Raw genomic sequence first — 25,003 nt, forward strand, 5'->3', positions numbered from 1 at the left:
CACAAACCCGGTCGCGCACTCCCGCCGCCCGAGCGGGCGCGGATCGCGTCGCAGGCTTCGGGCGCCCCGGCGGGCGTATACCGGACCGCACGCCACGGCCGCCTCGCGCGGCCACGACCGGATCACGGCCCCGGGCCGCCGCGCCGGCACAGGCCCAGTCACACACACTCCCGCCACCCGAACGGGCACGGACGGGTCGTGACCCCGGGCTGCCGCGAGAGCACCGGCCGCCGTGAAAGCACAGGCCGACCCGCAGGCAAGGCACAAGCCGCCGCGCGAGCACAGGCCGCGCCACGCGCCCCCGTCACCCGAGGAGCGGGTACGGATCCAAGCAGGGCCCATTTCCCTCAACTACACGCGGATCAAATCCCGTTGAGGCGGCGCGTCACCCGTGGTGTCCGGACGGAATCGGGTGAACCCATGCGCGATTACGTACGCCGGTGACCTGTCCGCACTGTTGCGCGTTGCCCCGGTATGACCCCCACGTTCACGGCGACCGGGCGTCGGCGGCGCATGTTCGTCCCGGTGCCCTCCGGGGCCCTGCTGCCGGCGCCCCAGCTCCCGGACCCGCCGATCTACCGCGAGCTGATGCGGGCCTGGGCCGACCGCGGCCGCACCCTTCCCGGGCGCCACGACCCCGAGTGGGTCGAACTGACGGCAGCCGCGCGCACCCTGGGCGACCCAGGCATCCCCCCGAGCCCGCGCCCGATGGGCAACTTCGGCGTTCCGTCAGGCCCGCCCGCGGACTTTCGCGTCCCTCCGGGCCCGTCGGCCGACTTCCACCTTCCTCCGGGTCCGGGTCCGGGTCAGCACCCGGACACCCACGTCCCTCCGGGCCAGTCGGCCGGCTTCGGCGTCCCTCCGCGCTCGGCAGCCGACTTCCACACCGCCGCGCGCCGGCCCGCGGACATCCGCGCCCCCCAGGGCCGGCCCGCTGACTTCCACACTCCTCCCGGCCCGTCGGCCGGCTTCAGCGTTCCTCCGGGCCCGCGAGGTGGCGGGCGATGACCATGCGCTGGATCTGGTTGGTGCCCTCGACGATCTGCAGGACCTTCGCCTCGCGCATGTAGCGCTCGGCGGGAAAGTCCGCGGTGTAGCCGTAACCGCCGAGGATCTGCACGGCGTCCGTGGTCACCCGCATCGCCGTGTCGGTGCAGTGCAGCTTGGCCATCGCCGCCTGCCGGGCGAACGGCCGCCCCGCGTCCCGCAGTCGCGCCGCCGACAGGTACAGCGCGCGGCCGGCCTCGATCTGCGTCGCCATGTCGGCGAGCATGAACCGCAGGCCCTGGAAGTCGGCGATCGGCCGGCCGAACTGCCGGCGCTCGGTCGCGTAGCGCACCGCCTCGTCCAGTGCCGCCTGGGCCACGCCGATCGCGCACGCGGCGATGCCGAGGCGCCCCGAGTCGAGCGCGGACAGGGCGATCGCGAACCCCTGGCCCGGCTCGCCGATCCGCCGGGCGTCGGACACCCGCACACCGTCGAGGTGGACCTGCGCGGTGGGCGAGCCCTTGAGCCCCATCTTCCTCTCGGGCACCGCGGCACTCAGCCCTTCCGCGTCCCCCGGGACCAGGAAGGCCGTGATGCCGCGCGGGCCCTCCTCCCCCGTGCGCGCCATGACCGTGCAGAAGTCGGCGATGCCGCCGTGCGTGATCCACGCCTTGGTGCCGGTGATCACCCAGTCGTCGCCGTCCCGTACCGCCTTGGTGCGCAGGGACGCGGCGTCCGACCCGGAGGACGGCTCGGAGAGGCAGTAGGCGCCGAGCAGCCCCCCGCCGAGCATCGCGGGCAGGTGCTCGACGCGCTGCTGCTTGGTGCCGTACGCGGCGAGGGCGTAGGAGGCGAGGGTGTGGACGCTGACTCCGAGCCCGACGGTGAGCCGGACGGCGGCGAGTTCTTCGAGCACCTGGAGGTAGACCTCGTACGGCTGGTCGCCGCCGCCGTGCTCACCGTCGTAGGGCAGGCCGAGCAGGCCGGAGGCGGAGAGCAGGGTGAAGACCTCGCGCGGGAAGCGTCCGGCGTCCTCCTCCTCGGCCGCCTTCGGCGCCACCTCGCGCTGCGCGATGTCGCGGACGAGCGAGATCAGGTCCCGGGCCTCGTCGGTGGGCAGTTGGCGATCAACCGGCTGCGGGGCGCGGTCGTGCATGGCGACGCTCTCCTCCCTGTCGGGCGCACCGGCGCGCGTGCGCCGGGTAGGCGGCTCGCCGGGTCTGACCAACCGTGGCCGCACGCCCGCTTCCGGGTCTCGGATGCGGCTGACCAGCGGTTCTGCGGTGAGTATGCCCGATCGGAGGCAGCGAGTCACCAGTTAACGAGCGCTCACTTCGAGGAAATACTGCGGGCTCCGTACGGGAGTGCGCAAGCGGAGGACGCCCGTTCGGAAATTGGGCCGGGAATGGTCCACACCATTGACCTCACTGGTCTAGTCCTCCTACTGTGACGCCCCAACGCCTCACCGCGTTCATGCCAATCGGCGCGTTCCCCCTCCCCCCACGAGGAGCCACCCGATGCACCTCCCGAACCTCCCCCGTCTCAGGGGCGCCGTCGCCGCGCTCTGTACCGCCGTCCTCGGCGCCGGTCTGCTGGCCGGCGCGGGCGCGGCGAACGCCGCCCCGGCAGCCGCCCCCGAGAGGGCCACCGAGGCCGCCGCCGGCTCCAAGGTCGTCGGCTACTTCACCGAATGGGGCACCTACGACCGCCAGTACTACGTCAAGAACATCGAGACGTCCGGCTCCGCGGACAGGCTGACGCACATCAACTACGCCTTCGGCAACGTCACCGGCGGCAAGTGCGCCGTCGGCGACTCCTACGCGGCGACCGAACGGACCTACACCGCCGAGGAGTCGGTCGACGGCGTCGCCGACACCTGGGACCAGCCGCTGCGGGGCACCTTCAACCAGCTGCTGGAGCTGAAGGCGAAGCACCCGGACCTCAAGGTGCTGTGGTCGTTCGGCGGCTGGACCTGGTCCGGCGGCTTCGCGGAGGCCGCGAAGGACCCGGCCGCGTTCGCGCAGTCCTGCTACGACCTGGTCGAGAACTCGAAGTGGGCCGACGTCTTCGACGGCATCGACATCGACTGGGAGTACCCCAACGCCTGCGGCCTGACCTGCGACACCAGCGGCCGGGATGCCTACGGGGAGGTGCTGAAGGCGCTGCGCGCGAAGTTCGGCGCCGACTCCCTGATCACCTCGGCGATCCCGGCCGACGCCACCTCCGGGGGCAAGCTCGACGCGGTCGACTACGCGGGCGCGGCGCAGTACGTCGACTGGTACAACCCGATGACGTACGACTTCTTCGGCGCCTGGGACGCCACGGGCCCGACCGCCCCGCACTCGCCGCTGACGTCGTACGACGGCATCCCGAAGGCCGATTACCACTCCTCGGCGACGATCGCGAAGCTCAAGGGCCTCGGCATCCCCTCCGAGAAGCTGCTTCTCGGCATCGGCTTCTACGGGCGCGGCTGGACGGGCGTCACCCAGGAGGCGCCCGGCGCCACGGCGACCGGCCCGGCGGCGGGGACGTACGAGCCGGGCATCGAGGACTACAAGGTGCTGAAGGACACGTGCCCGGCGACCGGCACGGTGGCGGGGACGGCGTACGCCAAGTGCGGCGCCGACTGGTGGAGTTACGACACCCCGCAGACCATCGCGACCAAGATGGCGTTCAAGGACCAGGAGGGGCTGGGCGGCACCTTCTTCTGGGAACTGAGCGGTGACACCTCGGGCGGTGAGCTGATCCGCGCGATCGGCTGACGCCACGGGCGCACGGGGGGAGGCGGAGGCCGTCGCGGTCTCCGCCTCCGCGCGTTCAGCCGTCGCGGCGGGCGGGCTCCGGCGCGGGATGGGCGGGGTCGAGTTCCTCGATGGCGCGCAGGGCGCCGCCCAGGGTCTTCACCAGCAGGTCGCACATGGTCTCGCGGGACACCTCGGGGCGGCCGGCCCAGTCCAGCGTCGCGCCCTCCACGCCGCACACCCAGGTGATCAGGCCCATCCGGGCCAGCGGCGAGATGTCACGGCGGCCGTAGGCGCCCTCGGCGACGGTGGTGACGATCGTCTCGCGGACCGCGTCGCGGATGGCGTGCACCTCGGCGTCGAAGCCGACGCCGCCGGTGACGATGGTGCGGTACGCGGCCTGGTTGTGCTCGGCGTAACGCAGGTAGCCGTCGATGCTGCGGTGCACCCGGTCGGCCGGCGGGAGGTCGAGGCCGCCCTCGGCGAAGGCCACCAGGTCGGCCACGGAGTCCTGGACGATGGCCAGGTAGTAGCCGCGCTTGGAGCGGAAGTAGTAGTAGATCAGCCCCTTGGCGACCTGGGCCTGGCGCGCGATGTCGTCCATGGAGAGGGCGTCGTAGGACGTGTCGGCGAACAGCCGGCGGCCGATGGCGATGAGTTCGGCGCGGCGGGCCACTGAACGCTGGCTGGTGGTCAAGGGCGACACCCTGGTCTGCGACGGGCGGCTGGACATGCGCAGTATGGCAGGTCGGGGCGTGCCCCAAGTCACAGGAGCGTCAGGACGCAGGAGCGTCAGGTCACAGCAGGCCGAGCTGGACCACGAGCATCGCGACGACCACGACGAGGACCCAGCCGAGGACGTGCTCCAGGATCTGGGGGCCGTCTTCCTTCGGGCCGCCGGTGCGGGCGCGGGTGGCGGTGGCGGTGGCGGTGGCGGTGTGCGCGGTCATGACGTCTCGCAGGGGTCGGATTTCTCGGACGCGTCCACTTTGCCACCGAAAACGGACCGTGAGTCGGAGATGTCGGTCACAGCGGACGGCGACCCGCGGCCGCCCGCCGTGACCGGGCGGTGCGTGGTCAGCGCACACCCACCGCCGCGAGCGCCTTGCGCTGGCGCGCGTTCGGGTGCGCCGGGAAGTAGAGGTAGCAGACGCCGCCCGTACCGGAGGCCACGTTGCCGGAGGCGTTGTAGCGCTTGGTGCGGAGCCAGATGTTCTCCCACTCGCGCCGCTTGTAGACGCGCCGCACCTCCGCGTCGCTGTCGGAGGCCGGGTCGTTGGCGATCACGTCGCCGTCGGCCGTGAACCCGATCACGGTCATGAGGTGGCCGGAGGTGCCGTAGCCGGCGCCGGTCAGCTCCTCGGCCAGGAACGACTGGGACGTTATGGCCGGGATGCCGGCCGCGATCAGCGTCTCCAGGTCGGTGAGCGAGCCGAGGCGGGTGACGACCCCCTGGAGGCCGTCGAAGGTGGCGGCGTAGGCGGCGTTGAAAGGCCAGTTGCCGCAGCCGGCGTACTGGTAGTCGTAGGTGTACCGGGCCGCGTGGCAGACCTGGGGATCGGCGTAGGACGGGTCGACCCAGGCGAGCTGCTCCTCGGTGAGGCGGCCGCCCCAGTACTCGATGATCATCTGCGAGGAGGTCGGGCTGCACCACGCCTCGCCGCCGTTGTCGTACTCGGGGTACTGGCCCTTGTGGATCTCCTGCGAGTAGCGCGGGACGGACAGTTCCTGCGCGAGGCCCGGACGGGAGGCCGGGACGGTGAAGCGGTCGGGGATGTCGGAGCCCATCGCGCCGAGCCGCCACACCGTGGGGGTGGTGTGCGCGCCGGGCCGGCGGTAGAGCGTCAGCCGGAGCCGGTAGGAGACCAGACGCAGCCCGGTCGAGGCGTCGTCGATCGAGAAGGTGTCCGTCCAGATGCTGCTGCGGCCGTCGCTCTGGTCGTCGACGGAGGTGCGGCGGATGTCCTCGTCACCGGCGGCCCAGCGGCCCATCACGTACCAGGGGGTGTCCGTGCCGTCGGAGTAGGTGCCCTTCAGCTCGGCCTGCAGCCAGGTGCCGTCCGGGGTGTGGGCGTTCCAGGAGACGATCGCCTCCGTGGCGGGGACGGCGAGCCGGTGGACGGGCGAGGTCCAGGTCCCGTACTCCCAGTCGGCGGTGCGGCCGGTGTGCGGGTCGGTGTACGACGTGGTGCCGGCGGGGGTGGCGAGCACGACGCCCGGACGGCTGCCCGCGGCGGCGCGGGTGCCTCGCGCGGTGCCGGACCGCCAGTCGCGGTACGTGGTCCAGGCCCGGTTGTCCACCCGGGCGGGGGCGCGGTCGGTGTCGGCGGCGCCGGTGTCCGCGTCGGCCGCGGCGTCGGCGGCGGCCGCCGGTGCGACGCCGCCCGCCACCGCGGCGGCGACCGCTGCGGCCAGAACGGTTCTGCGGGACGGCTGTTCGGCTCTGCTCATGGGCGGAAGACTCCCAGTTGTCCGAGTCGGGGCAGGTCCTTGCACGGTTGTGCGCCAACTATGACCGCAGCCGCGCGCCGCTGCCAGCACTTTTGACCGTGGCACACCCATCAATCGCCCGTCGGCCGTCAACGGGGAGTCGGCCCGTCCGGGCTCCGGCGCACCGGCGGCAGCCGCGCGCCGGCGCCCGGTAGCGGCCGGATTAGAGTGAGCCGCGACCGCTCGTCGTTCCCCCGACCCCCAGGACCCGTCATCCGTCACCTCGCCTCCCGTCTGCTGCGGCTGCCCCCTTCCTGCGGACCGGTCCGGCTCGTCGGGGTCGACGGGCACGCCGGGTCGGGGAAGTCGACCTTCGCCGGGCGGCTCGCGGAGGCGCTCGGGGGCGCCCCCGTGTTGCACCTGGACGACATCGCCAGCCACGACGCGCTGTTCGACTGGACCGGCCGGCTGCGGGAGCAGGTGATCGGACCGCTCGGCCGGGGCGAGAGCGCCCGCTACACCCCCTACGACTGGCGGGCCCGCCGCTTCGGACCGGCCCGCGCGCTGCCGCCCGCCCCGGTGGTGCTGGTGGAGGGCGTGGGCGCGGGCCGCCGGGCGCTGCGTCCGTGGCTGGCCGCACTGCTGTGGATGGAGGTGCCCTCGGGGCAGGCGTGGGCCCGGGGGCGTGAGCGGGACGGTGAGGAGCAGCGGGAGTTCTGGGACGGCTGGGTCCCGGCCGAGCGACGGCACTTTCTGGACGATCCCTCGCGCTCCCATGCGGATCTCCTGGTTTTTCTGCGTCCGGAGGGGTACGAGGTGCTGGACGGGCCCGTCGGCAGGGGTCTTCGGCCGCCCGATTCTCACCCTGTGTGACCGGTCGCCGTCAATGTGTCGAACTTGTGAAGAGCCCCACTCGACAACTTCCCCGTGCGCCCCAACTCGGCTTGACCGGGGGGCCGTACAGGTCTTACGTTCTCAATGTGCGGCCTCCCGAGGCCGCCGGCAGACGCGAAGCCCCCGGTTGTTCCCCCGTGATCGGGGGCTTCGTTCTGTCCACATCATCCTTTTCGGGACGCCCGGCGACACCGTACGCTCACACTCGGTCACCGCTCCGTACGCGGCCCGCCCTCCCCCACCCCGCCGAACGGCTCGTCACGGCACCCTTCGGACGGAAGACCCCCGCAGGTACGATGCCCTGGGTGCGGCCCACCGACGGAACTGTCCGGGCACCCGGCAACTCCTTACCGGGGCACAGCGGTTCAGCGGCCGGACCGACGCGGCCGGCGGACGGCCCGACGGCATACCGACGGGGGCACGGTTTGTGGGGGACGTGATGGACTTCGGCACGCAGGGCCCGCCGGCCCCGGCCGACCTCGCCTGGCTGCGAGGCGTGGACGCCTACACGATGGGCGCCTACCCGCAGGCGGAGGAGGAGTTCAGGGTCGCCGTGCGCATCGACCCGGGCATGGCCGACGGCTGGCTCGGACTGCACGCGTTGCGCGTCGACACGACGGCCGCGCTGCTCAAGATGTTCCGGCACCGCGACCGCTTCGGCGAGCAGCGCGCCCGCCACCGCCGCACCCTCAACTCCTGGTACTGGCTGGGCTGGTGGGTCCAGCCGGTGCTGGAGAGCCCGCGCGACCTGCTGCTCGCGCACGCCTCGCACTGGCTGGACGGCCGCCACGTACCGGAGCTGGACCGCGCGCTGGCCGGGCTGCCGCCGGTCGACACCGACCAGCACGTCCGCTTCCTGCACGCCTGCCGGGCCTACCTCGTCAAGGACTGGGAGCAGCTCGTCCGGCACACCGACCCGCTGCTCGGCGACGCGCTGCTCGGCATCGAGGCCGGTCTCTTCGGCGGCATGGCCCGGGTCCGGCTGGAGATGTACGGACAGGCGGAGCCGCTGCTGTCGGCGGCGCTGATGCGGTGCCGCAGCGAGCAGCCGCAGCGCAAGGAGCTGCGCTACTGGCTGGCCCGGTCCCACGAGGGCACCGGCCGCAGCGCCGCCGCGCTGCCGCTGTACCGCGCCGTGCACCGGGTCGACCCCGCCTTCATGGACACCTCGGCCCGGCTCGCGGCGATCGCCGAGGGCGACGGTTACGAGGACTCCGCCGGCCTGGCGCCGCTGACCCTGACCGGGGTCGGCCAGGACGCCGTGGACGCGACCGACGGCGCCGACGGCCTCGACCCGTTCTTCGGCTCCACCGAGGAGCGCGACCTGAAGCTGTCCGCGTTCGGCCCGCCCTCGTCCTCGCTGCCGCCGGTCGCCGGTTCCTTCGTACGCGAGCGGACGGCCGTCCCCGACCCGTCGCTGCCCGCGGGGCCCACCGATCCGCGTTTACTGGAGGAGGCACTCGCCGAGCTGGAGCGGATGGTCGGGCTCGAGCCGGTCAAGCGGCAGGTCAAGGCGTTGTCGGCGCAGCTCAACATGGCACGGCTGCGAGCCGGTCAGGGGCTTCCGGTCCAGCCGCCCAAGCGTCACTTCGTCTTCTCCGGCCCCTCCGGCACCGGCAAGACGACCGTGGCCCGCATCCTCGGCCGGGTCTTCTACGCCCTCGGCCTGCTCGGCGGCGACCACCTGGTGGAGGCGCAGCGGGCCGACCTGGTCGGCGAGTACCTCGGGCAGACCGCCGTGAAGGCCAACGAGCTGATCGACTCGGCGCTGGGCGGTGTCCTCTTCGTCGACGAGGCGTACTCGCTCTCCAACTCCGGCTACGGCAAGGGCGACGCCTACGGTGACGAGGCGCTCCAGGTGCTGCTGAAGCGCGCGGAGGACAACCGCGACCACCTCGTCGTGATCCTGGCCGGCTACCCGGAGGGCATGGACCGGCTCCTCGCCGCCAACCCCGGGCTCTCCTCCCGCTTCACCACCCGCGTGGACTTCCCCTCGTACCGTCCCTCGGAGCTGACGTCGATCGGCCGGGTGCTGGCCGCCGAGAACGGCGACCAGTGGGACGAGGAGGCCCTGGACGAACTGCGCTCGATCGCCGGGCACGTCGTCGACCAGGGCTGGATCGACGAACTGGGCAACGGAAGATTCCTGCGGACGCTGTACGAGAAGAGCTGCGCCTACCGGGACCTGCGGCTCTCCACCTATCCGGGCGCGCTGACCCGGGAGGACCTGGCGACCCTGCGGCTGCCGGACCTCATGCAGGCCTACGGCGAGGTGCTCTCCGGCCGCGGCCCGCAGGACCCGCCGCCGCTGTGACGGGCGGGGCGCCCGCGGTGCCGGGCGCCCCGGTTCCCTAGACCCTGTCGTCACATTCCCGTCTGCCGCGCGACGCCATGCACGCACTCTCACCGCACCGCCCCCAAACCCGAGTACGCCCAGTACGAGGGCCTGGGGGCGGCACGGCGAGAGCACGCACCTGGCGCCGCACGGCCGCCCTCCGGGCGACGACGGGAATGTGACGACAGGGCCTAGGCGAGCACCTCCTCGGGCGACCCGCTGGTCCGCGGCTCGGCCACCGTCACCCGCGCCACCTCGCGGTGCGCCGGGTCCCGTACCTCGCCGACGAGCAGCTCCAGTACGTCCTCCAGCGCGACGAGCCCGAGGGCCCGGCCGCTGGTGTCGACGACCTGGGCGAGGTGGGTGGCGGCGCGGCGCATCACGGTGAGCGCGTCGTCGAGCGGCAGCTCGGGACGGAGCGTCGTCATGGGCCGCCAGATCCGCTGGGGCACGGCCCGGTCGGACTCCTCCAGGTCCAGGACGTCCTTGACGTGCAGATATCCCATGAAGGCGCCGTTGTCCGCGGCGACCGGGAAGCGGGAGTACCCGGTGCGCGCCGTCAGCTCGATGATCCGGCCCGGCGTCACCGACGGGCTGACCGTCACCCAGGACTCGCCCTTGAGCAGGACGTCCGTCACCGGGCGGGACCCCAGCTCCAGGGCGTCCTCCAGCCGCTCCTGCTCCTCGGGGTCGAGGAGGCCGGCCTGTCCCGCGTCCTCCACGAGCCGGTTGAGCTGCTCGCTGGTGAAGACGGCCTCGACCTCGTCCTTGGGCTCCACCCGGAACAGCCGGAGGATGCCCTGGGCGCAGGCGCCGAGGGCGGCCGTGACCGGACGGCACAGGCGGGCGAAGGCGACCAGGCCGGGGCTGAGCCAGAGCGCGGCCTTCTCGGGGGCGGCCATCGCGAGGTTCTTCGGGACCATCTCGCCGATGACCAGGTGGCAGAAGACGACCAGGGCCAGCGCGATGACGTACCCGAGCGGGTGGATCATGCCGTGCGGCAGGTGGATCCAGGTGAAGACCGGCTCCAGCAGGTGGGCGACGGTCGGTTCGGCGACGGCGCCGAGGGTCAGCGAGCAGACGGTGATGCCGAACTGGGCGGCGGCCATCATCTGCGGCAGGTGCTCCAGGCCGTGCACGACCTGCCGGGCGCGGGCGGTGCCGAGCGGTTCGATCTGGCTGCGGCGGACCGAGACCAGCGCGAACTCGGCGCCGACGAAGAAGCCGTTGGCGAGCACGAGCGCCGCGGCCAGCAGCAGTTGGAGAACGCTCATCGGACGGCCTCCAGCGCCGGGACGGACGCCGTGCGCACCAGCCGCACCCGCTCGGCGCGGTAGTGGCCGACGCGGCGGACGGACAGCCGCCAGCCGGGCAGCTCCGCGCGGTCGCCGACGGCCGGGATACGGCCCAGCAGATCGGCGACCAGACCGGCGACGGTCTCGTAGGGACCCTCGGGGACCTCCAGGCCGATGCGGCGCAGGGCATCGACGCGGCAGCTGCCGTCGGCGTCCCAGGCGGGCCGGCCGTCCTCGGGCGGGGCCGCGGCCAGTTCGGGCAGGTCCTGTCCGTCGTGCTCGTCGCGGACCTCGCCGACGATCTCCTCGACGATGTCCTCCAGGGTGACGACTCCGGCCGTGCCGCCGTACTCGTCGACGACGACCGCGATCGGCTGCTCGCTGCGCAGCCGGGCCAGCAACGGCCGAACGGGCAGGGACTCGGGGACCAGCAGCGCGGGACGGGCCAGGGCGCCGACGGGGGTGCGCAGCCGTTCGTGGGCGCGGACCGCGAGGGCGTCCTTGAGGTGGACCGTGCCGACGATCTCGTCGATCTTCTCCCGGTACACGGGAAAACGGGACAGGCCGGTGGCGCGGGTCAGGTTGACCACGTCCTCGGCGGTCGCCGCGGAGTGCAGGGCGCTGACCTTCACCCGCGGCGTCATCACGTGCTGCGCGGTCAGTCCGCCCAGCGACAGGGTCCGTACGAAGAGGTCGGCGGTGTCCTGCTCCAGGGCACCGGCCCGAGCCGAGTGCCGGGCCAGGGAGACCAGTTCACCGGGGGTGCGGGCGGAGGCCAGCTCCTCGGCGGGCTCGACGCCGAGGGCGCGTACGAGCCGGTTGGCGACGGCGTTCAGCGCGGCGATCACCGGGCGGAAGAGCCGGGCGAAGGCGTGCTGGGGGCCGGCCACGAAGCGGGCGACCTGGAGGGGCCGGGAGACCGCCCAGTTCTTCGGCACCAGCTCACCGATCACCATCTGCACGGCCGAGGCCAGCAGCATGCCGACGACGACGGCCACCCCGGACACCGCGCCGTCGGGGATGCCGATCGCGGTGAACGGGCCGGCCAGCAGCTCGGCCAGGGCCGGTTCGGCGAGCATGCCGACGACGAGGGAGGTGATGGTGATGCCGAGCTGGGTGCCGGAGAGCTGGAAGGACAGCTCCCGGAGGGACTCGACGACCCGCCGGGCCCGTCGGTCGCCGTCCGTCGCGGCGCGCTCGGCGTCCGCCCGTTCGACGGTGACGAGGCCGAACTCCGCCGCCACGAAGAATCCGTTGGCGAGGATCAGCAGGAGTGCGGCTGCCAGGAGCAGCAGGGGGATGGTCATGATGCCGCCGCCTGTGTCGTGTCACGACCGGGGGCGGCGCAGATACTGCAGGACGATCCGTCCATCGCCGGAGGGAGTCACTCCTCGGGTAGCAGGAACCCCTGTGCACCGGGCGGAGCGACAGGGGCGGAGGGGCTCATGTCGCTCCTCCGCCCTCCAGATTAATCACGACAGGGCCCGGTGCGGCAGGGTGGACGACCCTGATCGCACCCCGAGACGCCCCGGGCGCACTCCCGGGGTACCCGGATGTCAGGCGGGCCGCGCCCCGGGGTCGTCGGCCGCGCGGGCCTCGGCGAGCGCCCGCAGGGTGCGGGCGTCGGCGACGGCGCGCTGCTTGGCGATGCCCGGCTGGATGCCGAGGACGGGCAGGCTGGTGCCGTCGCTGAGGTCGAGGAAGACCCAGGGGTCGCCGGGCCGGAGGTTGACCCGGAGGATCTCGGCCCACTCCAGACGGCGGCTGCCGGTGAAGTTGACGACGGTGACACCGGTCTCCTCGGCGACGGCCTTGGGCCGGGCCAGCAGGAGCAGGACACCGGCCAGGACGACGCCGGTCAGGACGAAGCTGAGGCGCGAGCCGGGGCCGAGCCCTTCGAGGAGCAGCGCGATGAGCGTGAGCACCGCGAAGAGCACGACGGCGGCGCCGAGCAGGACGGCGCGGGTGCGGCCCGGCCGGAAGGTCACGGGCAGGGCGGGCAGGTCGGCCCGCCCCTGGTTGGTGTCCGCCATGGGATCTCTCCGAAAAGCGTCAGAGGCGGCAGGCGTGGATGGCCGTGGTGAGGATGGCGCGGGCGCCGATCTCGTAGAGGTCGTCCATGATCCGCTGGGCGTCGCGGGCGGGGACCATCGCGCGGACGGCGACCCAGCCCTCGTTGTGCAGCGGGGAGATGGTCGGCGACTCCAGGCCCGGGGTGAGGGCGACGGCCCTCTCCAGCTGCTCGACCCGGCAGTCGTAGTCCATCATCACGTACGTGCGGGCCACCAGGACGCCCTGGAGGCGGCGCAGGAACTGCTGGGCCTTGGCCTCGGTGGCCTCGTCGGCGGTGTCGCCGGTGCGGCGGATCACGACCGCCTCGGACTTCATGATCGGCTCGCCGAACACCTCGAGGCCCGCGTTGCGCAGGGAGGTGCCGGTCTCGACGACGTCCGCGATGACCTCGGCGACGCCGAGTTCGATGGCGGTCTCGACGGCGCCGTCGAGGTGGACCACGGAGGCGTCGACGCCGTTGTCGGCGAGGTGCCGGGCGACGATCCCCTCGTAGGAGGTGGCGACCGTCTTGCCCTTGAGGTCCTGGACGCCGCTGGCCGCGCCCGGCTTGCCGGCGTAGCGGAAGGTGGAGCGGGCGAAGCCGAGCGGGAGGATCTCCTCGGCCTCGGCGCCGGAGTCGACGAGCAGGTCGCGGCCGGTGATGCCGATGTCGAGCTTGCCGGAGGAGACGTAGATGGCGATGTCGCGGGGGCGGAGGTAGAAGAACTCCACCTCGTTGCCCGGGTCGACGATGCGCAGTTCCTTGGACTCCCGGCGCTGCCGGTAGCCGGCCTCATGCAGCATGTCCGCCGCAGGGCCGGAGAGGGAACCCTTGTTGGGGACGGCGATGCGCAGCATGGGGTCGGCTTCCTTTGCTCGAACGGGTGGTCGTGAACCGGGCGGGTTCACAGGTGGGCGTAGACGTCGTCCAGGGAGATGCCGCGGGCGACCATCATCACCTGGACGTGGTACAGCAGCTGGGAGATCTCCTCGGCCGCCGCTTCCTTGCCCTCGTACTCGGCGGCCATCCAGACCTCGGCGGCCTCCTCGACGACCTTCTTGCCGATGGCATGGACGCCCTTGTCGACCAGCTCGGCGGTGCGGGAGGTGGCGGGGTCGGCGTTGGCGGCCTTGTGCTGGAGCTCGGTGAAGAGCTCCTCGAACGTCTTCTTGGACATGGTGCCGACCACTCTACGGGTTGTGCGGGCCGCCCTGGCGCCAGGGTTCGGATACTGAACGCAGCGTCGCCGCCGTCGCCACCGCCGCGGTCACCGCCTCGTGGCCCTTGTCCTCGCTGGAGCCCTCGATGCCGGCCCGGTCCAGGGCCTGCTCCTCGGTGTCGCAGGTGAGGACGCCGAAGCCGACGGGGACGCCGGTGTCGACGGAGACCTGGGTGAGTCCCTGGGTGACGCCCTGGCAGACGTAGTCGAAGTGGGGGGTACCGCCGCGGATGACGACGCCGAGGGCGACGACCGCGTCGTAGCCGCGGTCCGCGAGGCCCTTGGCGACCACCGGCAGCTCCCAGCTGCCGGGGACCCTGAGCAGGGTCGGCTCGCTGATGCCCAGGTCGTGCAGGGCGCGCAGGGCGCCGTCCACCAGGCCGTCCATCACCTTCTCGTGCCACTGCGCCGCGATGACGGCGACCCTGAGGTCGCTCACGTTTTCCACGGACAGTTCCGGTGCGCCCTTGCCGCTCACGTCTCGCTCCTTGGTCTTTCTCGTGCTTACTGGTTGCCGCAGGTGGACACCGCGGTGGTGTCCAGCCAGGGCAGGTCGTGGCCCATCCGGTCCCGCTTGGTGCGCAGGTAGCTCAGGTTGTGCTCGCCCGCCTGGACGGGCATCGGCTCGCGGCCGGTGACGTCGAGGCCGTGCCGGAGGAGCGCGTCGCTCTTGTCGGGGTTGTTGGTCAGCAGGCGGACGCCGCGCACGCCGAGGTCCTTGAGGATCTGGGCGCCGGCGCCGTAGTCCCGGGCGTCGGCGGGCAGGCCGAGTTCCAGGTTGGCGTCGAGGGTGTCGCGGCCGCGCTCCTGGAGTTCGTAGGCGCGCAGCTTGGACATCAGGCCGATGCCGCGGCCCTCGTGGCCGCGGAGGTAGACGACGACGCCGCGGCCCTCGGCCTGGATGCGGTCCAGGGAGGCGTCGAGCTGGGGTCCGCAGTCGCAGCGCTGCGAGCCGAAGACGTCGCCGGTGAGGCATTCGGAGTGGATGCGGACCAGGACGTCGGTGCCGTCGCCGAGGTCGCCGTGGACGAGGGCGACGTGCTCGACGCCGTCGACGGTGGAGCGGTAGCCGTAGGCGGTGAAGGTGCCGTGCGCGGTGGGCAGGCGGACCTCCGCCTCGCGGCGGACGGTGGGTTCCGCGCCGCGGCGGTAGGCGATCAGGTCCTCGATGGAGATGATCGTCAGGCCGTGCTTGCGGGCGAAGGGGATCAGTTCGGGCAGCCGCAGCATCCGGCCGTCCTCGCCGGCGATCTCGACGATGGCGCCGGCGGGGCGCAGGCCCGCGAGGCGGGCGAGGTCGACGGCGGCCTCGGTGTGGCCGTCGCGGACGAGGACGCCGCCGGGCCGGGCGCGCAGCGGGAAGACGTGGCCGGGGCGGACCAGGTCGGTGGGTTCGGCGGTGCCGCCCGCCAGCAGCCGGAGCGTGGTGGCGCGGTCGGCGGCGGAGATGCCGGTGGTGACGCCGTGTTCGGCGCCCGCGTCCACGGAGACGGTGAACGCCGTCTTCATGGACTCGGTGTTCTCCGTGACCATCTGCGGGAGCTCCAGCCGGTCCAGCTCGTCGCCCTCCATGGGCGCGCAGATCAGGCCGCGGCACTCGCTCATCATGAAGGCGACGACCTCCTCGGTCGCCTTCTCGGCGGCGATGACGAGGTCGCCCTCGTTCTCCCGGTCGGCGTCGTCGACGACCACGACGGGGCGGCCGGCGGCGATCTCCGCGACGGCCCGCTCGACGGGGTCGAGGACGAGGTCCTCGGTGCGGTAAAGGATGGGTGCCGTACTCATGCGGGCGCTCCTTCCATCACGGGCCGCGGACCCTTGCGGGACCGCAGCCACCAGTCACGCAGGCCCCACAGGACGAGCGCGCCGTAGATGACGTAGACGAAGCCGGAGAAGGCGAAGCCGTTGGCGAAGTTGAGGGGGACGCCCACGAGGTCGACGAGGAGCCAGGCGATCCAGAACTCGACCATGCCGCGGGCCTGGGCGTACATGGCGACGACCGTGCCGACGAATATGTACGCGTCCGGCCAGGGGTCCCAGGACAGGCTGGGGACGGCGGTGAAGAGGCCGCCGACGGCGAGGGTGCCGACGGCGGCGGCGCCGGCCAGGGCGCCGCGCTCGCGCCAGGTGGCGAAGCGGACGGCGATGGAGCCGTCCTGGGAGTGCCGGCTGCCGCGGTTCCACTGCCAGAAGCCCCAGGCGGCGACCACCATGACGACGATCTGCTTGCCGGCGCTGCCGGAGAGGTGGGCGGTGGCGAAGGCGGCGAAGAGGATCAGGCCGGAGGCGAACTGCACCGGCCAGCTCCATATCGAGCGGCGCCAGCCGAGCGCGAGGCCCAGCAGCCCGATGACGTTGCCGATCATGTCGGACCACTTGATGTGCTGGTCGAGGAGGACGAACGCCTCGGAGTTGAGCCAGTTCACTTGGTGTCCCCCTGGGCCTGGACCGTGAGCAGGCGCTCCACGTACTTGGCGATGACGTCGACTTCGAGGTTGACCGGGTCGCCGGGCTGTTTGCGGCCGAGCGTGGTCAGCGCGAGGGTGGTCGGGATGAGGCTGACGGTGAAGAAGTCCTCGCCCGCGTCGACGACGGTGAGGCTGATGCCGTCGACGGTGACGGAACCCTTCTCGACGACGTAGCGGGTGAGCTCGGCGGGCAGGGAGATCCTGACGATCTCCCAGTGCTCGGAGGGGGTGCGCTCCACGATCTCGCCGGTGCCGTCGACGTGGCCCTGCACGATGTGGCCGCCGAGGCGGGCGCCGACGGCGGTGGGTCGCTCCAGGTTGACGCGGGAGCCGACGGTGAGGACGCCGAGACTGGAGCGGTGCAGGGTCTCGGCCATCACGTCGGCGGTGAACTCGTCGCCCTCGTGGTCGACGACGGTGAGGCAGACGCCGTTGACGGCGATGGAGTCTCCGTGCTGAGCGCCTTCGGTGACGACGGGGCCGCGCAGCCGGAAGCGACAGGCGTCGTCGAGGGTCTCGACGGCTGTGACTTCGCCCAGCTCTTCGACGATTCCGGTGAACACTTCCCGGGTCCTCCTGCCTCTTGGGCACGGACTCCGGGGCATCTGTCGCGGACGACAGGAACGTACGGAACAGGGCACCGGACGACGCCTCGTCAGACCCGTCCCCCGAGGACGGGTCCGAAAAGCCGGCGACGCGCACGAATGCCCGCCCGCCGCGCACTGCCTCCCATCCGGACTTTAACCGTCGGTCCAGGAATTTCACCTGGTCAACCGATCGCTGGAGGCGATCGGGTCGCGGACTGTAACCGCCGGTTCGGACTTTCACCGACCCCGGAGTGCGCTGCTTCTGGTACTCAGCCAGTGTGCCACGCCTGATCGTCGCCCCGGTAGGCGGAGGGTGTGGGGTGGCTCACAGCCACCCCCTGCGTATGAGCGGCTGGTCTGTACCTATTGACGCTCTGGTCTAGTCCACTTAGTGTCTGCGCGACCTCGTCCGCACGGCGTACCTCTCCCCCTTTGCCGGCCCGGCGGCGGTGACGACGGCCCTTGCCCGCCGCCGGGCCACCCAGCGCGGTGAACGCGCCGGTCGCGGGGAAGGCCTACGACGACGGCCCTTGCCCGGCGGTCGCGACGGTGGAACGGCGGCTGGTGCTGACCGCGCTGGTGGCCTACCTGGTCTCCGCCGTGCCCCACCTTCTCTTCGACGCCGGGCATCTGGCCCCGCTGACGGCGGCGAGCGCGGCGGGGTTCATGGCGCTGCTGGGGGTGGCGGTGGTCCTTCCGGCGGTACTGCTGTGGGCGGCCGCGCGGGAGGACACGGGGAGGACGCGGGGCCCGGAACCCGAGAGGGCGGGGTGAGCCGCGGGCAGGACGTCACCTCCCCCGGGGTGCGAACAGGTCCTCCTGCGCGCGGTCGCGGGCCGTCAGCAGGGCTCCCCTCAGCACCGCCCCGCCGCCCAGCAGGCTCGCCCTGACCTGCGTGGGCAGCGGGGAGAGCCGGGTGAGGCGGTCGGCGACCCGGCGCGCGAGCACGTCACCGCCGGCGCGGCCGACCTCCCCGGCCAGGACCACGCAGCCCGGGTCCAGCACGGAGACGACGGCGGCGGCGCCGAGGGCCACGCGATCGGCGAGGGCGTCCAGGAAACGGGCGGCGGCAGGGGGAGAGCCGGCGTCCGCGCCACCGGCGTCCGCGCCACCGGCGTCCGCCCCACCGTCGGGCGCGCGTTCCGTACGGCGTACCGCCTCGCGGACCAGGGCCGCGGCCCGCGTCGGGTCGTCCGGTACCGGCAGGCCGTGCTCCGCCGCGAGGCCGGTCACCGCTCCCGCCGAGGCCAGGGAGTGGAAGCCGCCGCCGCAGTCCGTGGCCGACGGCAGCCCGGAGGTGCCCGGCACCGGCAGGAAGCCGACCTCGCCGGCGCCCCCGGAGGCGCCCCGCCGCAGCCTGCCGTCGAGCATCAGCGCCGCGCCGATGCCGAGGTCCAGCCAGAGCAGGACGAACGTGTCCCGGTCGCGGGCGGCGCCGTCGCGCTGCTCGGCGAGGGCGGCGAGGTTGGTCTCGTTCTCCACGCTGACCCGTGACTCGGGGAAGCGCTCCTGCAACGCGGCGACCAGCCGACGGTGCCAGGCGGGCAGGCCGCCGGAGTCCCGCAGGTCGCCGCTGGCGGGGTCGATCAGGCCGGGGGCGCCGATCCCCACCGTGTGCAGCCGGTCCGCCCCGGCCTCCTTCGCGGCGTGCTCGACCAGCGCGACCGCCTGCTCCACCGCGGGGCCCGTGCCGGCGTCGTCGCGGATCGGCACGGACGCCTCGGCCAGGACGCCGCCGACCAGGTCGGAGACAAGCACGGACACGCTCTCGGTCCGTACGTCGAGGGCGGCCAGGTGGGCCCGGTGCGCGGCGATCCCGTACAGCCTGGCGTTGGGGCCCCGGCGCTGCTCCCCCGCCTCGCCCACCACCTCGATCAGGCCGGCCGCGCCGAGCCGTTCGACGAGGTCGGCCACGGAGGGCCGGGAGAGGCCGGTCAGCTGTTTCAGCTGGGTGGCGGTCAACGGGCCCTCCTGCTGGAGGAGTCGGAGGGCGAGCCGGTCGTTGATGGCCCGAGCGGTGCTCGGTGTCGCGGGCATGCCGGGATCCTTCCAGACGGGCGGACGCGGGGGCTCGCGGCCGGTTGTGGACGGTGCGCAACCGATACCCACTATCTATCAGGCAAGGTCCCTGATAGTTTACGGCGCGCAGTGGGGAGCCGACCCGACCCGGAGGGGCCTCGAAGTATGAGTGAAGTGGTCTTTCGAATACGTGAGGTGCGGCGCGCCCGCTACGCGGTGGCGGCGGTCTTCGCGGTGCACGGCGCCGTCACGGGCTCGTTCGCGACACGGGTGCCCTGGATCCAGGACCACGCCGGGGTGAGCGCGGGCCAGCTGGGACTGGCCCTCGCCTTCCCCGCGCTCGGCGCCTCGGTCGCCATGCCGCTGGCGGGCCGCCTCAGCCACCGCTTCGGCGCGCGGACCGCGCTGCGCGCGCTGCTGGCGCTGTGGACGCTGTCGCTGGTGCTGCCGTCGCTCGCTCCGAACCTGCCCGCCCTCTGTCTGGCGCTGTTCACCTACGGGGCGGCCTCGGGCGTCTCCGACGTCGCGATGAACGCCCTCGGTGTCGAGGTGGAGAACCGTCTCGACAAGTCGATCATGTCCGGGCTGCACGGCATGTGGAGCGCGGGCGCTCTGACGGGGTCGGCGGCCGGGACGCTCGCCGCCCACCTCGGCGCGGACGCCCGGCTGCACCACGCGCTGGCCGCGCTGGTGCTCACCACGGCGGGCGTGGTCGTGTGCCGGTGGGTGCTGGACCTCCAGCCCGCCGAGGACGAGGACCCGCCGCCGCGGTTCGCGCTGCCGCCGAGGTCGGCGGTGCTGATCGGCGCGGTCGGGTTCTGCGCGGTCTTCGCGGAGGGCGCCAGCCTGGACTGGTCGGCGGTGTACCTGCGGGACCGGCTGGACACCTCCGCGGGGCTCGCGGCGGCGTGCACCACCGGGTTCACCCTGACGATGGCCGTGGCCCGGTTCGTCGGCGACAAGGTGGTGGACCGGTTCGGGGCGGTGCGTTCGGTCCGGGTGGGCGGGGTGCTGGCCGCGGCCGGCGGGGTGCTGATCGTCGCGGGCGGCCATCCGGCGGTGGCGATGGCCGGGTTCGCGGCGATGGGGCTGGGCATCGCCGTGGTGGTCCCGCTCTGCTTCGCGGCGGCCGGGCGCAGCGGCAGCAATCCCTCGCTCGCGATCGCGGGTGTCGCCACGATCACGTACACCTCGGGGCTGATCGCCCCGAGCGCGATCGGCGGGCTGGCGCAGGCCACCAGCCTGGTGGTGTCGTTCGGGCTGGTGACCGTGCTGGCCTGCGGGCTGGTGGCGTTCGCGCCGGTGCTGCGGTCCGGGGACCGCCGGGAACGCGCGACGCCCGCTCGGGCGAAGGCGCCGGTGCCGGACCCGCGGCCCTGAGGCGCGTACCGGGACCCGGGACCGGCCGGCCGCCGACCGCCGTCCGGCCCCCCATCTGTACGGAGCACGGCCCCTGACCACCGACAATGGTCCGGACGAAGCACACGTACGAAGAAAGCGACACCCCATGGATCTCGGCGTCCGCTGGAAGCTGCACGGCGACGGGCGCACGCCCGCCCCCGGTGCGGTGGTCCGCCCCGACGAACGGCTCTCCTGGCCCCGTACCGCCGGGCTCGGCGCCCAGCACGTGGTGGCGATGTTCGGGGCGTCGTTCGTGGCGCCGGTCCTCATGGGTCTCGACCCCAACCTGGCGATCATGATGTCGGGCGTCTCGACCATGATCTTCCTGCTCGCGACGCGCGGGCGGGTGCCGAGCTACCTCGGCTGCTCGCTCTCCTTCGTCGGCGTCGCCGCAGTGATCCGGGCGCAGGGCGGCACCAGCGCCACGGTGACCGGCGCGGTCCTGGTCGTCGGCGCCGTGCTGTTCCTGATCGGTCTCGCCGTGCAGAAGTTCGGGGCGCGGATCATCCACGCCGCGATGCCGCCGGTGGTCACCGGCGCCGTGGTGATGCTGATCGGCTTCAACCTCGCCCCGGTCACCGCCTCCACCTACTGGCCGCAGGACCAGTGGACGGCGCTGCTGGTGATGCTGTTCACCGGCCTCGCCGTGGTGTGTCTGCGCGGCTTCTGGTCCCGGATCGCGATCTTCCTGGGCCTGGTCTTCGGGTACGTGCTCTCCTGGGTCCTCGACCGGATCTTCGGAAAGATCCACTCGGTGGACGGCAGCGGCAAGGTCACCGACCACTGGCGGCTGGACTTCTCCGCCGTCGGCCAGGCCGACTGGGTCGGTCTGCCCTCGTTCCACGGCCCCACCTTCCAGTGGTCGGCGATCCTGGTGGCGCTGCCGGTCGTGATCGCCCTCGTCGCGGAGAACGCCGGACACGTCAAGGCCGTCGGCGAGATGACCGGCGAGAAGCTCGACGACAGGCTCGGCACCGCCATCTCCGCCGACGGCATCGGCTCCGTGCTCTCCACCGCGGTCGGCGGACCGCCCAACACCACCTACTCCGAGAACATCGGCGTGATGGCCGCGACCCGCGTCTACTCCACGGCCGCGTACTGGGCCGCCGCCTGCTTCGCCCTGCTGTTCGGCCTGTGCCCGAAGTTCGGCGCGGTGGTCGCCGCGATCCCCGGCGGCGTCCTCGGCGGCATCACCGTGATCCTCTACGGCATGATCGGCCTGCTCGGCGCGCAGATCTGGACCAACGCCCGGGTGGACCTGCGCAACCCGCTGAACCTGGTGCCGGCCGCCGCGGGCATCATCATCGGCGTGGGCGGCGTCTCCCTCGACTTCACGGACAACTTCTCGCTCGGCGGCATCGCGCTCGGCACCATCGTCGTGATCACCGGCTACCACGCGCTGCGGGCCTTCGCGCCGCCGCACCTGAAGGACCAGAAGCCGCTGCTGGACGAGGGCACGTCGACGTACGGCGAGAGCGCGCACACGGATGCCGGGGAGCGGAGCGCCGGCTCGTGAGGCGTCAGCGCGCCAGGTCGTAGGCGTACGACGGGCTGAACGTGCCCGGGGAGCCCTTGCAGCCGTCCGACTCCCCCGGCAGCTTCACCCACAGGTAGGCGTCGATCCGGTCCTCGCCGGTGGTCAGCGTCGGCGCCCGGCCCAGGGCGCGGCCCGCGGGGTCGCACCACGCGTCGTCGGCCGGTGCGCCGTTGCCGTTGCGGCTGGTGTCGACGACGGCGCCCAGCCCTTCCGGTCCGCCGAGGGCGTCCAGGACGGCACGGTCGTAGGCCATCTCGTCGGCGGTGGTGTGGAAGTTGGAGACGTTGCTGAAGACGCCGTCGGAGGAGGCGGCCGAGGCGGCACCGGCCTGCTTCAGCCACCCGGCCTGCTTGCCGGGCGCGTGCCAGCCGGAGTGGCCGGCGTCGTAGTAGACCCGGGCCCGGGGCGCCGCCTCCTTGATGACGCGCCCGGCCCGCGCCAGGGAGGCGAACCGCTCCGCGCGCTCCCGGGCGGAGAGGCAGTCGGACTGGGCCACCGAGTCGGGCTCCAGGATGACGACGACCTCGCCGGAGCCCAGTCCGGCGGCGAAGCGGTCGATCCAGTCGTCGTAGGCGGCGAGGTCGGGCGCTCCGCCCTCGGAGTGGCCGCCGCAGTCTCGGTCGGGTATCGCGTACGGCACGACGACCGGGACCCGGCCCTCCTCGACGCCGCCGGAGGTGACGGCGCGGACCCGGGCGGTGACGGTGCCGGGGGTGAAGTCGGCGAACCAGACGGCGGCCGGGCGGGCGGCGATCCGGGCGGCGATGACGTCCCGGCGGGGGTCGTCGGGGTGGGCGGCCACCCAGTCGAGCACCTGGGAGTCGGGGTGGCGGTAGAGCCTGGCCCGGTCGGCTCCCGCCGCCGCGGACCCCCTCGTGGCACCGGGCGCGGCGCTCGGCTCCGTACGGGACGGAACCGGCGACACGGACGGCGAGGGAGGCGCCGTCGTCGGTGTCGGCGTCGGGGTCGGGGACGGCGACGGGGACGACGGGACGGGCTCGGGGGCCGGCCGGACCGAGCGCGTCACGCGCGGCCGGGCCTCGTCGCCGCGGCCCTCGCCGTCGTGGTCCAGCGAGGAGAGCGTTCCGGCGACGGTGCCGGCCGCGACCACCGCGGCGGCCACGGCGACCATCACGCCGCGGAGGACGGCACGCCTGCGGGCGGCCCGGCGCGCGGCCAGGCGTCGGGTACGAAGGCCGGACATGATGAGAAACCCCTCCCCCACGCGGCGGCCGCGTTCCCCCGTTGTGGGGAAGCGCCTCTCCCGCCGGTCCTGCGGTCACCCCGAAGCTGCGACTCTGCCCCCATGGCGCACTGTCGACACGTCTCCACGGCCACCGGCTCGGTGCACGCCGTCCTCTCCCGGATGCGCGCCCTTGACGCGGCCCTGCCGCCCCTGGACGGGGTCGCGGTCTTCAACCGCGTCTATCTCGCCGTCACCGAGGCCGTCGGCCGGGACCTCGACGCGGGCCGGTTCCCGGACACCCGGGCCGCGACCACGCTGGACGTCCTCTTCGCCGAGCGGTACCTGGCCGCCGTCGACGCCGTGACCGACGGGCGCGCGCCGGCCGCCTGCTGGCGGCCCCTGTTCCAGTACCGCCGTCATCCCCAGGTACGTCCGTTGCAGTTCGCGCTCGCGGGCATCAACGCGCACGTCTGCCACGACCTCGCGCTGGCCGTCGTGGACGCCTGTCGTACGCTCGGCTGCGAACCCGCCGACCTGGAGGACGAGTTCGACCGCGTGGGCGAACTCCTCGTGCTGCTGGAGGAGCGCATCCGCGAAGAGCTGACGCCGGGCCCCGACCTGCTCCGGATCGCCGACCCGCTGACGCATCTGATCGGCTGCTGGAGCCTGGAGCGCGCCCGGGACGCCACGTGGGTCGCGGCCCGCACCCTGTGGTCGCTGCGCCGGCTGCCCGGCCTGGCCGGGGAGTGCACGGAACGGCTGGACGCGGCGGTGGGCCTGGCGAGCCGCCTGCTGCTGACCCCGCTGCCCTCCTGAGAACGTCACGCCCCTGTCGCCCCGGCCGAAACTCACGTGTAATGGCCACACATTGGCCTCCGGGTCACCGACGGCCCCACCGACGGCGAAGGAGCACGGACATGGCGATCCCCCTCGGACTCGGACTCCCGCAGATGCGTCAGTACGACATCGGCAAGGACGTCCCGGAGGTGGCCCGCGCCGCCGAGCGCACGGGGTACAGCAGCCTGTGGGTCTTCGAACGCGCCCTCTTCCCCGAACCCGCCACCCAGGGCCTGTACGGCGTCGAGGGCCTGCCCTGGCCCGACTCCTACCGGGGCGTGGCGGAACCGCTGGTCACGCTGACGCTGGCCGCGGCGGCGACCGAGCGGGCCACGCTCGGCACCAGCGTGCTGATCGCACCGCTGCACGTGCCGTTCCAGCTGGCCAAGGCGCTGGCCACGCTGGACGCGGCGAGCGGCGGCCGGGTGGTCGCGGGGTTCGGCACGGGCTGGTCCCACGACGAGTACGCGGCGGCGTCCGTGGCGCCGTTCGAGGAGCGCGGCCGGGTCCTGGACGAGCTGATCGAGGTGTGCCGCGCGGTGTGGGGCCCGGACCCGGTGACGTACGACGGGCGGCTCACCCGGATCGCGTCGGCCGTCGTCGGCCCCAAGCCCGCCCGGCCGATCCCGGTGCTGCTGGCGGCGGGCAACGCGCGCGCCCGGCGCCGGCTCGTCGACCACGCCGACGGCTGGCTGCCGGTGGGCACCGGCGTGGAGGCGCTCACCGGCCAGTGGCGGGAGCTGCGCGAACTGGCGGCCGAGCGCAGGCGTACGGCACCGATCGCCTCGTCGCTGCGGATCAACGCCCGGTACGCGCGCACGACGGACGACAGCGCCGCCCGCCGGCCCTTCCACGGCAGCGTCGACCAGATCGTCGAGGACCTGGCCGAGCACGCCGAGATCGGCCTGGACGAGATCTTCCTCGACCTCCAGACCGGTCTCCGCGACGCGGAGGAGCTGAAGGACGTCGCGGCGGAGGTGTACGAGAAGGCACGGGCCGCGGGGATCTAGGCCC

General features: G+C 73.1%; 23 protein-coding genes and 1 riboswitch. Of the genes, 8 read left to right on the forward strand and 15 right to left on the reverse strand.

Annotated elements, in window-relative coordinates; all coding sequences use genetic code 11:
- Positions 1-970: 970 nt before the first annotated feature.
- Complete coding sequence (locus UW392_RS11340; protein ID WP_320774799.1) at positions 971-2,143, reverse strand: acyl-CoA dehydrogenase family protein; 1,173 nt, start codon at positions 2,141-2,143, stop codon at positions 971-973.
- A gap of 361 nt (positions 2,144-2,504) precedes the next feature.
- Between UW392_RS11340 and UW392_RS11345 the strand changes: the two genes are divergently transcribed.
- Entirely contained in the window at positions 2,505-3,749 is a 1,245-nt protein-coding gene (locus UW392_RS11345; RefSeq protein WP_320774800.1) for a glycoside hydrolase family 18 protein, read from the forward strand.
- A 55-nt stretch (positions 3,750-3,804) separates the two neighbouring features.
- Here the strand turns inward: UW392_RS11345 and UW392_RS11350 are convergent, their stop codons facing one another.
- From UW392_RS11350 to UW392_RS11360, 3 genes are all read right to left on the reverse strand, one after another.
- Positions 3,805-4,461: a TetR/AcrR family transcriptional regulator gene (locus UW392_RS11350; protein WP_414495945.1), complete on the reverse strand. Its 657-nt coding sequence runs from the start codon at positions 4,459-4,461 to the stop codon at positions 3,805-3,807.
- A 64-nt stretch (positions 4,462-4,525) separates the two neighbouring features.
- A complete protein-coding gene (locus UW392_RS11355; protein ID WP_320774802.1) occupies positions 4,526-4,678 on the reverse strand; it encodes an SCO1431 family membrane protein in 153 nt (50 codons plus the stop codon).
- 127 nt (positions 4,679-4,805) lie between these two features.
- Complete coding sequence (locus UW392_RS11360; protein ID WP_320774803.1) at positions 4,806-6,179, reverse strand: peptidase C39 family protein; 1,374 nt, start codon at positions 6,177-6,179, stop codon at positions 4,806-4,808.
- A 207-nt stretch (positions 6,180-6,386) separates the two neighbouring features.
- Here UW392_RS11360 and UW392_RS11365 point away from each other — a divergent pair, with 207 nt between their 5' ends.
- Both UW392_RS11365 and UW392_RS11370 read left to right on the forward strand, forming a co-directional pair.
- Entirely contained in the window at positions 6,387-7,031 is a 645-nt protein-coding gene (locus tag UW392_RS11365) for a hypothetical protein (RefSeq protein WP_320774804.1), read from the forward strand.
- Between the two features lie 460 nt (positions 7,032-7,491).
- Positions 7,492-9,366, forward strand: coding sequence for an AAA family ATPase (locus UW392_RS11370; protein ID WP_320774805.1), 1,875 nt, complete (start codon positions 7,492-7,494; stop codon positions 9,364-9,366).
- 212 nt (positions 9,367-9,578) lie between these two features.
- Here the strand turns inward: UW392_RS11370 and UW392_RS11375 are convergent, their stop codons facing one another.
- The 9 genes from UW392_RS11375 to UW392_RS11415 form a co-directional block, all read right to left on the reverse strand.
- Positions 9,579-10,661 carry a hemolysin family protein gene (locus UW392_RS11375; RefSeq protein ID WP_320774806.1) on the reverse strand — a complete coding sequence of 361 codons (1,083 nt, stop codon included), beginning with the start codon at positions 10,659-10,661 and terminating at the stop codon, positions 9,579-9,581.
- Positions 10,658-11,989 (reverse strand): hemolysin family protein, encoded by a 1,332-nt coding sequence (locus UW392_RS11380; RefSeq protein WP_320774807.1) that lies wholly within the window; start codon positions 11,987-11,989, stop codon positions 10,658-10,660. The genes UW392_RS11375 and UW392_RS11380 overlap by 4 nt, the downstream gene beginning before the upstream one ends.
- 249 nt (positions 11,990-12,238) lie before the next feature.
- On the reverse strand, positions 12,239-12,715 hold the full coding sequence (locus UW392_RS11385; protein ID WP_320774808.1) for a PH domain-containing protein: 477 nt from the start codon (positions 12,713-12,715) through the stop codon (positions 12,239-12,241).
- Between the two features lie 19 nt (positions 12,716-12,734).
- Positions 12,735-13,592 carry an ATP phosphoribosyltransferase gene (hisG, locus tag UW392_RS11390; protein ID WP_320774809.1) on the reverse strand — a complete coding sequence of 286 codons (858 nt, stop codon included), beginning with the start codon at positions 13,590-13,592 and terminating at the stop codon, positions 12,735-12,737.
- A gap of 47 nt (positions 13,593-13,639) precedes the next feature.
- Positions 13,640-13,912 (reverse strand): phosphoribosyl-ATP diphosphatase, encoded by a 273-nt coding sequence (locus UW392_RS11395; protein WP_320774810.1) that lies wholly within the window; start codon positions 13,910-13,912, stop codon positions 13,640-13,642.
- 13 nt (positions 13,913-13,925) lie between these two features.
- Complete coding sequence (gene ribH, locus UW392_RS11400; RefSeq protein WP_320774811.1) at positions 13,926-14,432, reverse strand: 6,7-dimethyl-8-ribityllumazine synthase; 507 nt, start codon at positions 14,430-14,432, stop codon at positions 13,926-13,928.
- A gap of 26 nt (positions 14,433-14,458) precedes the next feature.
- Positions 14,459-15,739: a bifunctional 3,4-dihydroxy-2-butanone-4-phosphate synthase/GTP cyclohydrolase II gene (locus tag UW392_RS11405; protein WP_320774812.1), complete on the reverse strand. Its 1,281-nt coding sequence runs from the start codon at positions 15,737-15,739 to the stop codon at positions 14,459-14,461.
- The gene (locus tag UW392_RS11410) at positions 15,736-16,380 is read right to left on the reverse strand and encodes a nicotinamide mononucleotide transporter family protein (protein ID WP_320774813.1); all 645 of its coding nucleotides are present in this window, start codon (positions 16,378-16,380) and stop codon (positions 15,736-15,738) included. Before UW392_RS11410 ends, UW392_RS11405 begins: the two co-directional genes overlap by 4 nt.
- Positions 16,377-16,985: a riboflavin synthase gene (locus UW392_RS11415; RefSeq protein ID WP_320774814.1), complete on the reverse strand. Its 609-nt coding sequence runs from the start codon at positions 16,983-16,985 to the stop codon at positions 16,377-16,379. The genes UW392_RS11410 and UW392_RS11415 overlap by 4 nt, the downstream gene beginning before the upstream one ends.
- Before the next feature lie 152 nt (positions 16,986-17,137).
- Positions 17,138-17,268, reverse strand: a riboswitch (FMN riboswitch).
- Between the two features lie 230 nt (positions 17,269-17,498).
- On the opposite strand from UW392_RS11415, the gene UW392_RS11420 reads away from it, so the two are divergent.
- Entirely contained in the window at positions 17,499-17,783 is a 285-nt protein-coding gene (locus tag UW392_RS11420) for a hypothetical protein (protein WP_320774815.1), read from the forward strand.
- A 15-nt stretch (positions 17,784-17,798) separates the two neighbouring features.
- Here UW392_RS11420 and UW392_RS11425 read toward each other — a convergent pair whose 3' ends face one another.
- Positions 17,799-19,046, reverse strand: a complete 1,248-nt coding sequence (locus UW392_RS11425; RefSeq protein WP_320774816.1) for an ROK family transcriptional regulator — start codon at positions 19,044-19,046, stop codon at positions 17,799-17,801.
- A gap of 147 nt (positions 19,047-19,193) precedes the next feature.
- Here UW392_RS11425 and UW392_RS11430 point away from each other — a divergent pair, with 147 nt between their 5' ends.
- Together UW392_RS11430 and UW392_RS11435 are read left to right on the forward strand one after the other, a co-directional pair.
- On the forward strand, positions 19,194-20,408 hold the full coding sequence (locus tag UW392_RS11430; protein WP_320774817.1) for an MFS transporter: 1,215 nt from the start codon (positions 19,194-19,196) through the stop codon (positions 20,406-20,408).
- A gap of 127 nt (positions 20,409-20,535) precedes the next feature.
- Positions 20,536-21,945, forward strand: coding sequence for a uracil-xanthine permease family protein (locus tag UW392_RS11435; RefSeq protein WP_320774818.1), 1,410 nt, complete (start codon positions 20,536-20,538; stop codon positions 21,943-21,945).
- Positions 21,946-21,949: 4 nt separating this feature from the next.
- Here the strand turns inward: UW392_RS11435 and UW392_RS11440 are convergent, their stop codons facing one another.
- Positions 21,950-23,098: a glycoside hydrolase family 6 protein gene (locus UW392_RS11440; RefSeq protein WP_320774834.1), complete on the reverse strand. Its 1,149-nt coding sequence runs from the start codon at positions 23,096-23,098 to the stop codon at positions 21,950-21,952.
- 174 nt (positions 23,099-23,272) lie between these two features.
- On the opposite strand from UW392_RS11440, the gene UW392_RS11445 reads away from it, so the two are divergent.
- Together UW392_RS11445 and UW392_RS11450 are read left to right on the forward strand one after the other, a co-directional pair.
- Positions 23,273-23,968: a DUF5995 family protein gene (locus UW392_RS11445; RefSeq protein WP_320774819.1), complete on the forward strand. Its 696-nt coding sequence runs from the start codon at positions 23,273-23,275 to the stop codon at positions 23,966-23,968.
- 101 nt (positions 23,969-24,069) lie between these two features.
- A complete protein-coding gene (locus UW392_RS11450; RefSeq protein WP_320774820.1) occupies positions 24,070-24,999 on the forward strand; it encodes an LLM class F420-dependent oxidoreductase in 930 nt (309 codons plus the stop codon).
- The last annotated feature ends 4 nt before the right edge of the window (positions 25,000-25,003 follow it).

The organism is Streptomyces sp. CRN 30 (assembly GCF_034105845.1).